Here is a 10,080-nt window from a genome sequence, read left to right on the forward strand (position 1 = left end):
GAGGAATTAATTGAAAATAGAGGTTTTTTATCTTTTTTACCTTTCACTTCTCACTTATTACTTATCACTTATCACTTATAATGTTTCCATCCTGCCACAGTATTATGGATTTTTTGCCACGAAAGAGTGGAAAATGACTCTCTAACCGTCATTGCGAGGAGTCCCAACTTATCGGGACGACGAAGCAATCTCATAATTCATCATATAAATCTCTCCATTCAGGATTCATTTTGTTCACTAACTCCATTTTCTTAGCCCTCGATTCCACCTTTTAGTTGCTTTTCCCTAATAATAGCACTCTCAATATCCCTAAAGACTTCATAATAAACCAGTTTAGTAATGTTGTATTTCTCTGTAAATCCTTCAACTAACTTTTCTTTATGCTCATAACACCTTCTTTTTAAATCGTTAGTAATCCCCGTATAAAGAACTGTATTGTTCTTATTAGTCATTATATATACATAGTATTGTCTTTCCATAGAGATTGCTTCGGCTACGCCTCGCAATGACAGGAAGAAATTTCACTCCTCGCAATGACAAACTCATTCATGCGGTTTCCGTTATCAGCCAGTTCATGTACTCCTCGGAGCCCTCTATTATCGGGAGTGCTATTATCTCAGGAACGGTATAGCTATGGACTTCTTTTACCCTCATTGAGAGTTTATCAAACAGCCCTCTCTTTGTCTTTATAACCATCAGTGATTCAGCCTCATCGCAAATTTCGCCTTTCCATCTGTAGATTGATCTCACCCTTTCAACAATATTCACACATGCTGCAAGACGCTCTTCTATCAGGATATTTGCAATCTTACCAGCCTCTTCTTTGTTGCTGGTTGTTATAAAAATGACTATTGCATCTTCTGAAATATTCCCCTTTTGTTCTTTGCTCATCGCTCCTTGCTCCTTACCCAAGGGACAGTCCCCTTACCTTTTTTACGTCTTTTACGTCATTTCTGCGGAAGCAGGAATCCAAGAAAATAAAAGTGCTGGATTCCCGTTTTCACGGGAATGACAGACTTCATATGATTGTTCTGGGACGGTCCCCAAGCCTCCCATCTTTCAAGATAATCTCCTTATTGCCATCGGAGTAGATAATAGTCACCGTAGGTTTAAAGAACACAAAGTCCTGATGAAAAGGGGTTCTTACCTTACCACCGAACGAACTATTATCCCCGAGGGCTATATGAACTGTGCCACATATCTTCTCTGCCTCAAGAATGTTATCAGGTCTTGATGCCCCTTCATTTGTTCCTATCCCAAACTCAGCAATATTCCTGAAGTTGTCGTCTTCAGAGAGTCTTCTCCTCAGGTATATAGCGTAGCTGTCTTCACCCCGCCCTTGCGTGCAAGAGGGGGGTAAAGCCGTGGTGCGGGGTGAACCTGAGATGTCTTCTACCATTCCTTTCTTGATCAGTAGACATATAGGATATGACAATCTGTGAGTTGGTGCCCATTCAAGTATAAGTTTACCATCTGCAGTCCCTTCCATAGGTGCGAAGAATACCTCACCTGCTGGAAGGTTACCGAATGAGCCAGGTCTTGTCAGTATCCCTATATCTGTACCAACATGCCTGTTCTCTTTAATAACTGAAAGCCTTGTGCCATTTGGTGTAACGAGCAAGACCTTACATGCCTTCTTTATCTTCTCTGCGAGTAAGGTCGTCCTATTTGCAAGTGCCCTCCAGTTCACGTTCATTGCGCCAAAGAACATTGATGGGTCAAAAAGAGGCATGCTCGCATATCTCGTTTTAGCCACACGGGTGAGCATATCACGAAAGGCTGTGTGGCTTGTCGAAAAATTCGAGAGGGCTATAACAGAATCAACTGCATTATCTTTCCATAATGCTACACAGTCCCTGGCGATGCTTAACTGTTTCTCGGTTGCCTTTTTTCTGAGGAGTGCTGTAAATATCCTGTTCTTTTTAAATTCATTAACTGTCTCTCTACCAAAGGCAGCAACCCAGAGCCTCTCTGGTGGTTCACTTCCATGACCCTTAAGTGCAGGGTATTCAACATATATTATCTCTTTAGCCAAACCCTTACCCACATCTACCACAAGCCTCGCAATATCAATCAGTCTTTCCCTTCTTTCTCTATCGCTATCTGATATCTCTTCATCTGACCTTATACGGTCAGTAAAGACAAGCACCCTCTCGTGTTTTTTTACACCGAGATTTATGGTGTAGATATTCTTTATAGTTGTGATTATTCTATCTTCACTTCTCAACTTCTCACTTCTCACCTTCAACTTTCAACTTTTATGTATCTTCGGTGTTATAAATATCATCAATTCACTTACCTCATCCATCTCCGTCTTACTCTTAAATAGCCATCCGAGTATAGGAATCTTTGAAAGAAAAGGAATACCACTTTCCTGAGCTGTTTCCTTCTTTGTGTATATACCACCGATAACTACCGTCTCACCATCCATCACAGAAAGGGTAGTCTCTGCCTCTCTGGTATTTATTGCGGGATAGCCCTGAACCGCCCTCGACCAGTCAAACTCATCCCTCTTCGTCTTTATGAGCATCAATATTCCCCCATCCGCTGTCACCTGGGGTGTGACCTCAAGTTTCAGTGTCGCCTCTATCTGTTCTGAAGTGGCGGTTGTTGTAGTCGTTGTAGTAGTCGTCCCAGTTGTGGTAGTCGGTTGAATAACCACCTTTACCTTTGTCCCTGTTAAGATGATAGCAGGTTTATTATTCATAGTGAGAATCCTCGGATTTGAGAGAACCTTACCTTCACCGCTCTGTTCTAATGCAGACAACCTAAGTTCAAGTATCTTTGTATTCGTTATATTTCCAAATGTGAGTCCTATTGCACCAAAGGGATTTACAGATGCAGCTGTTGCTAATACCGCAGGCAGGTTCACCGCATAGTTGCTTGAACCGCTAAAACTGCTCACACCAGTGGCGCCTCTTATTGTTTGACGCCATTTAGGTGTCCCTGAAGTCGTATATGTTCCACCCCATTCTACTCCGAGGGCTTGACCGAATGTCTTGCTCACCTCTACAATTCTCGCCTCTATCATCACCTGCTGTGGTTTACCTGTTACTTCTTTAATAAGGTTTGAGACCCTCTCTATGTTCGCAGGAACATCCTTGACGAGAAGTGTCCCTGTCCTACTGTCAACTGTAACCATTCCCTTGCTACTAAGAAGTCCTTTCACAAGGGTGCTGACCTCCTTAGGATCTGCATAATTCATCGGGAATGTCTTGAATGTGAGATATTCCTCTTCAAGTGTTACCGGTGCTGTGATTACATAAACTATATTTCCATCCTGATAGTATGCAAGGTTATTTGCTTTCAGTATAGCATTAAATGCATCCATAAGTGAGACCTTATCAAAACTCAGGGTTACTTTGCCAGTTACTTTTTCTCCTACTACTACATTCAGTCCACCAACCTGCCCTAATGCCCTCAACACATCTTTCAGTTCCACATCCCTTAGTTCAAGGGAGAAGAGTTGATTATTTGGTAGAGAGACTTTCGCAGATGGTTGTTCAACACTTCCTGTATTTATAGCAGTGAAAAGAAGGAAGAGTACAATAAACACCGAAGCCCAGAGCCATTTTACCCATGGGGACAGTCCCGAATCTACGACTCCGCTACGCTTCGTCCGTAATTCTGGGACAGTCCCCTTTGCCTTTGAGGTATAGAACGACATTCTACTTTTCACTTTTAATTGTTCACCGTTCATTTCTTTTCACTTTTCACTTCTCACTGTCCACTGTTCACTGTCTTTCCCCTGGAGGTTTAGCCGCTCCTTCGGCAGGCTTCGCCGTAGTAAAGCCTCCTATCGTCAACTCAGTCTTCCCTGTAGGATCCTCAAGTATCACCTTATCCCGCTGGATGTCTATAACCTTTCTACCAAAGATCATATCACCCTTTTTCACAAGCCTATCATTGATGATCGCTACACCTGTCTTTCCATCAAATATAATCGCCTTTATCGTCAACTCCTTCTTGAGTTCCTTCTCAGGGATAAATACCTCTTCTTTTTTCACTTTTCTCGCAACAGGTTTGAGGAATGGGTCCCTGCCCCATGCGAGTGGCTTCCTCTCCTTTTCTATCTCTTCAAGTGTTATATCTGATAGAGAAACCCTCCCCTGGCTCGAATATGCCACTATACCACCGAGTGTCAGAAATAAGGCGATAATCAATATGCCTACTGAATTTTTGAAGCTTCCTGCAGAGCTTCGAAATGTAGGGAATTTCTTCATCTTATATTCGCTCGCTAATCGCTCGCTGTGCATTTTCATGAAGACCCTGGTTTCTTTATATATGTTATCGTCTCTATCCTCGCATTTAACTCAGGATACATATCTGGTAGATACTCTATCTTTATGTTCTTCACCTTCACAAGTCTCGGAAGCAACTCTACCCTCTTTAGATACCCACCTAAATCCCTGTATTTCCCTCTTAGCTCGACATTCAATAAGACCTCGATATAATCCCCCTTGTCCAGCGCTGTGACCGGTATTATATTTATGATTGAAATCTTGCTCTCATCTGCCTCTTTCGTAACCTCCTCAAGAAACTGGGTATACCTATTCCATCTAAATAAAACAGCATCAAGTCCTATACGGTCTATCTCTATTGGTTTCATCTCTTCTATTCTCTTTTTAAGCAGAGGTATCTGAGAATTCAGTGTCTCTATCTCTGTTTTTGTCTTTTTAATATCTGCCCTCAAGCGTGTCTCCTCCTTATCAAACCTCAGATAGATAAACTGATAGAATAACAATGAGACTCCTGCAAAGAATGCCACCAGCAGCAGTATCCTTACCTTTACAGGCAGTCTCTCGAATATGTTTAAAAGTCTTTTCACTGTTCACTGTTCACTGTTCACTTTTCACTTTTTTATATATGGCTGTAGTTCTTTCATGGTCTCAGTTGTCCTGTCCATAACAACTATTGCCTTCAATGTGCCCTCCATCTCAAATACCACCTCTTCCTCGCCATCCTTTTCTGCTTCTGTTTTTCTAAGCGAAATCAGTTTCACATTCTTTATATAATGTGACCGTTCTTCCATCATAGAGAAAAACCTCATAACAAGATGAGATTTTGTAGCCCTCCCTGAAAACCTGACCAGTCTGTCAGTACCGACAGGTGTTGTATCAATCTTTGTCAGCCATACACCTTCTGGTATGACAAAACTTATTTCTCTCATCATCTCTGACCAGAGAACCTTATCCTGAAGAAGTCCTTTAAGCATCTTCATAGCCTCTGCCTCTTCCTTCTGTCTCTGCTCTTTATTCGCTATCTCTTTTTTAAGTCTCTCGACCTCAGAAGATATACTAAGCTTTTGCTGTGTAATCCTCTTAATATCTCTCTGAAACTCCTTTACCCTCCCAAACTTTGAACCTGTAACCACCACCGCAAAGGATAGGCAAAGTATCAAGAACATGAGCCCCATCTTCTGCCACAGTGGTATCTTCCGAGGTAGATACTCTAGCGGCAGAAGGTTTACATATTCCTTCAACCTATATCACCTTCCTTGCTGCCAGCCCGATTACCCCTGTAAATAGTGGTGCATCTTTTATAATATCCGCAAGTCTTTCCTCCTTGTATGTGATACTACGGAAGGGCTCTATTATCTCAACGATATCGAAAATCCCGGCGAGATATTCTTTTAATCCAGGCATTAATGCAATCCCTCCTGTTAGTATCAGTCGTTTTACAATCTTCTCTCTCGACTGTGCCTTGTAATAATCTACAGAGCGTTGTATCTCTAATGCGAGCCGGTCAAGAAATCTCCTTATGATTGCTTCAGGTCCTTCTGTAACCTCTTCTTTGAGGCTTACTCCCATTTTTTTAAATTCCTCTGCCTCTTCCTTGGTAATACCCAATTCCTCCATCATCACCTTTGAAATATCATCACCGTTTATATCTACCGACCTCGTGAATCTGAGTTGCGTCCCTTTAATAATATCTATCTCTACGATTCCTGCCCCTATATCAACCACAATGATATTCTCTTCACTTCCCCAGTCATAATTGAGTCTCAGTGTTTCGAGTATCGCTAATGGGTTAGTATCAACAGCAACAACCTTAAGCCCTGCATCTCTAACAATCGAATAGACTGACATCACCGCACTCTTCTCTGCTGCGACGAGCATAACATTTATCTTGTCTCCACCCGTTTCACCATCCGTACTTATATAATCTACAACTGCATTCTCTAACGGATACGAGATATGTTTTTTCGCCTCCCATCTTATCGCTTCTTTTAACTCCTTCTCGGACATCCTTGGCATGAATACATGCCTTATAGTCGTGGCTGAACCAGGTATCTTTGTTATCACCTCTTTTCCTCTTATCCTGAGTCTTTCAACAAGTATCTTCATGGCATTCAGTACGGTTCCCTTCTCTTCTATCTCTATAAAACCTGCGTTAAGAAGGGTAGCACTTTTACCTTTTCTTTTCAGTGCTACTATCTTTATTGAGCTCGTTCCTATATCTACTCCAATATGGTTATGTTCTGACATCGCAAAGTTTAGAACCCTGTTATTTTTCCTCCAGATTAAGCGTGTATCCTTTCAGCTCTTCCATAGCCTTCTGGTACGCAACGCGGTGTTTGAATCCCTCCTTCAGGTATTTCCATATCAACTTTATCTTTATAAAATCATCCTCGCTATACTCCCTTGACTCAAGTTCACCCATTTGTATCCTCAACGGTGATATGTAACCTTTCTGTTCAAGGTAATAGAGCTTATGCCTTGGAATACCAACCTGCTGTAATATCTCAGTCGTCTTCATCAGTATGAATCCAGATTTAGTCTTAGATTTAGATTTAGATTTAGTTCCATATCTATTTCTAAACTTAGTTTCAAGTTTATTTTTCTATAGTTTAATGGAAAATATTCATTTGTCAAGAAAAATCTGCATTTTCCTACTTTTCCTCTCCTTAATCCTCCTTTATGGGAAAAGGACAAATAAGGAGCAGTTTTTCAATTGACAAGGTTCATTCTTTGTCATAGATTACTCGGTATGCGATTTATCGCAGATGTCATGCTCGGGAAATTAGCGCGGTGGCTGAGGATACTTGGCTACGATACTTTATATTATCCCGATATCGAGGACATGGTTCTTATCGAAAAGGCAAGGAAAGAACAGAGAATACTCCTCACGAGGGATACACGGCTGATAAAGAGAAGAGGCGTACCGAGATATCTTTTTATAGAGGATAATGAACCAATGAAACAGTTGAAGCAATCTATCACGGCATTTGGCTTGACCACATCTAACCTGCTTACAAGGTGTATCTATTGCAATGAGCCCCTCGCCGATAAAAAGCAAGAAGATGTGGCTGATATGGTTCCAGAGCACATTTCTGCTACATCTGATATATTTGCTGGATGTCCTCTGTGTAAGAAGGTTTACTGGAAAGGCAGTCATATTGAAAAAATCAACAGATATCTCGAAAGATTACTGTCGTATCCCAAGAAACCAGTAGGTTCCAATGACGCCGAATAACAGATTCCCTAGCCATGCAGCAAAGAGGGGGGGGAATATGCCTGTACGCCCGAGCGATATTCCTATTGAGAGCATTATCCAGTATAAGAAACCGACCAGTATGCTTAGCCCTACGCCAAGAATAATCCCTCCACTTCTATGACCTCTTAAAGAAAAAGGAATCCCGAAGATTGACATTATGAGCACAGAGAATGGAAGTGATACCTTTGCATGTAAATCAACTACAAATCTCTTGGGGCTATATCCTCCTGATTTGAGTTTCTCAATATAGCGGTATAACTCCAGAAAGCTCATGGTGTCTGATTTCTTCTCAATAATCTTAAAGTCTGTGGGGGTCTCAAGGATAGGATATGTGATTTCCTCAAATGAAAGACCTTTCTGGGAATTTGCGTTAAATTTGCGAATTATCCCGTTGTAAAATATCCATTGATTACCATCCCATTTTGCCATCTTTGCATCTACCCGCTCACTCAGTTCATCCTGCTTATTTAACGTGTACAGTGTAACACCATGGAATATATCACCTTCGGGTGTCATTATATCAGCATTCAGCAGAACTGTATCTTTTTCTTCAGATTCCCCAATCAAACATCTATACCACACTTTATTCTGATAAATCCCCCCCTTAGGTTTTTTCTTTAAGATAAGCACATTCCTCACATATTCATACCTCTTGTTTGTAACAGGCAGCAGGGTTTCCCCGAAGATAAGCAGTAGAATACTGATAATCAAAGCCGATGCAATCAGAGGTGTTGCCATCCAGTAAATGCTTATTCCACCAGCCTTTGCAGCCACAAGTTCATTATTCCTGTTAGAAATGCCGATGGTTATCATTGTTGAAAGCAACACAGAAATTGGCGTCGCAAAGAAGAGTATCTTAAGAACCAACAGAAAGTAATATTCAATAATATGGTTAAGCTCTGCCCTGTTAGCATAAAACTCATCAACATGTTCAAAAAAATCAATAATGACAGAAAGGACTATAAAGGCAACTATGGAAAGCATAAAGATTCTCAAGAACTGTTTAACAAAATAGAGATATAAAAGAGGAATGCGTCCTATTTGTACACTTAACATTATAAGGTCTTCCTTTTAAATGTCTTATTAACCACTTCTGTAATAATAACTCGTAGTCTTTCAACGAAAACGAATTGCGATTCCCTGGCTGCCTTTATAAGCAAGTAACCGCCCATCGCACCAAACAGGATATTAGGCATCCATGCGGCAAAGAATGGATGGAGTTTTCCTTCACCAGAGAGGTTTTCCCCTGCTGATATCAGCATATAGTAGATAAGGATTACGAGGATACTCAAAGCAAAACCACCACCCTTCCCTGCCTGTCTTGTGATAGAGCCTAGGGGTGGTCCGATCAAAGCAAAGACAAGGCAAGCAACAGGAATAGAGAATTTCTTATGGAGATCAAAGAGCCAGCTAAAGTAATTCTCACCCTTCTGTTTACTCTGTTCAATCATTCGTCTCAGTTCGGAAAGCCTCATATCTCTCTTACCTTTTGTTATTTTCTCCTGTCCCGAGAGTGCCTTATTGATGTCAAGTTGCAGTTCGTATGTCTGAAATTTCACCTGTTCATACGACCCTGTCATTTTTTTAACTGACTTGTGCACAGTGCCATCATTGAGTTTAAGAAACACCACCAGTTTTATCGGGTCTGATAGCATGCTGCCCTTTTTAGCGATGATCGTGTAGGGGTCTTTTGGATCGCGCTCATCAAAGATAAACACCCCTTCCATTTGATTTGTAGGAGAAACCCTATTAACCATCATCACAAGTCCATCGAAGGTATTATTAAATACCCCTTCCTCTATACCGACCGATGCCTTTGTTTTTACAATATCGAAGAACAGTCTTTTAAATGAATAGTTTCCCCATGGGAAAAGATATATCATCATCAGAGTGGTAATTAAATAAGCAATGACAGCGAAATACCCTACAGGAACCATCAGGCGGTAAAGGCTGAATCCGCTACTTTTCAATGCTGTAAGCTCACTGTCAGCAGACAATCTTCCAAATGTCACCAGTGTAGCCAGTAACAATGACATCGGAATGGTAACAGAGAACAATGAGGGCAGAAGGTAACCAACAAGTTTTACTATCTCGGTTGCAGGAACACCTTTCTCAATTATGAGTTCAATAAGTTTTATTATCTTATTCAGAAGTAAAACGAAGGTAAATACAAGTAACCCTACTGAAAATATTGCAAAGATTTCTTTGAAGATGTATCTATCTATTATTTTAAGCATTATTTATCCCAATCTTTCGTAAAAAGTTGAGCGACTCAAAACTAAATTAAAAATAAAAAATCAAAATGCAAAATGACAAATCAAAATGTAAAAATTTTTGAATTTTAATCTTTGATTTTTGATCTCTATAATTACAGGGTGCATTATAGTTTCCAATTTCTGGTCAGTTCAACTAATACGAAAGAGGGTTTATTTTTTACGCTTATAATATCCACCAGATGCGCATGGTTTACAGAGGTTTTTACCATCAACAATCACTTCTCTTTTATCCTGCACATAATCTCCACATTTATCACATTTAATCCTGCTTAACGGCTTCCCTGGCATATCTTCAGGAGGTATCTCA

At 40.6% G+C, this 10,080-nt stretch carries 12 protein-coding genes and 1 pseudogene; 1 reads left to right on the forward strand and 12 read right to left on the reverse strand.

All coding sequences use genetic code 11. The annotated features are described in order from the left end of the window. Nucleotides 1-190: 190 nt before the first annotated feature. The 9 genes and pseudogenes from AB1488_00205 to AB1488_00245 all read right to left on the reverse strand — a co-directional run bounded on the left by AB1488_00205 (nt 191) and on the right by AB1488_00245 (nt 6,759). A pseudogene (locus tag AB1488_00205) lies at nt 191-479 on the reverse strand (GIY-YIG nuclease family protein). A gap of 67 nt (nt 480-546) precedes the next feature. Then, nucleotides 547-891, reverse strand: a complete 345-nt coding sequence (gene cutA / locus AB1488_00210; GenBank protein MEW6408529.1) for a divalent-cation tolerance protein CutA — start codon at nt 889-891, stop codon at nt 547-549. 127 nt (nt 892-1,018) lie between these two features. After that, entirely contained in the window at nt 1,019-2,242 is a 1,224-nt protein-coding gene (locus AB1488_00215) for a peptidase (protein ID MEW6408530.1), read from the reverse strand. A gap of 9 nt (nt 2,243-2,251) precedes the next feature. Beyond that, nucleotides 2,252-3,700, reverse strand: a complete 1,449-nt coding sequence (pilQ, locus tag AB1488_00220; protein MEW6408531.1) for a type IV pilus secretin PilQ — start codon at nt 3,698-3,700, stop codon at nt 2,252-2,254. A gap of 34 nt (nt 3,701-3,734) precedes the next feature. Further along, nucleotides 3,735-4,256, reverse strand: coding sequence for a hypothetical protein (locus AB1488_00225; GenBank protein ID MEW6408532.1), 522 nt, complete (start codon nt 4,254-4,256; stop codon nt 3,735-3,737). Nucleotides 4,257-4,258: 2 nt separating this feature from the next. After that, on the reverse strand, nt 4,259-4,828 hold the full coding sequence (gene pilO / locus AB1488_00230; GenBank protein MEW6408533.1) for a type 4a pilus biogenesis protein PilO: 570 nt from the start codon (nt 4,826-4,828) through the stop codon (nt 4,259-4,261). Nucleotides 4,829-4,852: 24 nt separating this feature from the next. After that, on the reverse strand, nt 4,853-5,482 hold the full coding sequence (locus AB1488_00235) for a PilN domain-containing protein (protein ID MEW6408534.1): 630 nt from the start codon (nt 5,480-5,482) through the stop codon (nt 4,853-4,855). Between the two features lies 1 nt (nt 5,483). Further along, nucleotides 5,484-6,488 carry a type IV pilus assembly protein PilM gene (gene pilM / locus AB1488_00240; protein MEW6408535.1) on the reverse strand — a complete coding sequence of 335 codons (1,005 nt, stop codon included), beginning with the start codon at nt 6,486-6,488 and terminating at the stop codon, nt 5,484-5,486. A gap of 19 nt (nt 6,489-6,507) precedes the next feature. Further along, the gene (locus tag AB1488_00245; GenBank protein ID MEW6408536.1) at nt 6,508-6,759 is read right to left on the reverse strand and encodes a MerR family transcriptional regulator; all 252 of its coding nucleotides are present in this window, start codon (nt 6,757-6,759) and stop codon (nt 6,508-6,510) included. A 231-nt stretch (nt 6,760-6,990) separates the two neighbouring features. On the opposite strand from AB1488_00245, the gene AB1488_00250 reads away from it, so the two are divergent. Next, a complete protein-coding gene (locus tag AB1488_00250; protein ID MEW6408537.1) occupies nt 6,991-7,476 on the forward strand; it encodes a Mut7-C RNAse domain-containing protein in 486 nt (161 codons plus the stop codon). On the opposite strand, the gene lptG is transcribed toward AB1488_00250, so the two are convergent. From lptG to AB1488_00265, 3 genes are all read right to left on the reverse strand, one after another. Further along, nucleotides 7,429-8,553: an LPS export ABC transporter permease LptG gene (gene lptG / locus AB1488_00255; protein MEW6408538.1), complete on the reverse strand. Its 1,125-nt coding sequence runs from the start codon at nt 8,551-8,553 to the stop codon at nt 7,429-7,431. The genes AB1488_00250 and lptG overlap by 48 nt on opposite strands. Then, the gene (lptF, locus tag AB1488_00260; protein ID MEW6408539.1) at nt 8,553-9,734 is read right to left on the reverse strand and encodes an LPS export ABC transporter permease LptF; all 1,182 of its coding nucleotides are present in this window, start codon (nt 9,732-9,734) and stop codon (nt 8,553-8,555) included. The genes lptG and lptF overlap by 1 nt, the downstream gene beginning before the upstream one ends. A 189-nt stretch (nt 9,735-9,923) precedes the next feature. After that, nucleotides 9,924-10,061: a TraR/DksA C4-type zinc finger protein gene (locus tag AB1488_00265; GenBank protein MEW6408540.1), complete on the reverse strand. Its 138-nt coding sequence runs from the start codon at nt 10,059-10,061 to the stop codon at nt 9,924-9,926. Between the last annotated feature and the right edge of the window lie 19 nt (nt 10,062-10,080).

The sequence above is a fragment of the Nitrospirota bacterium genome (assembly GCA_040756155.1).
In the GTDB taxonomy this organism is placed as follows: domain Bacteria; phylum Nitrospirota; class Thermodesulfovibrionia; order JACRGW01; family JBFLZU01; genus JBFLZU01.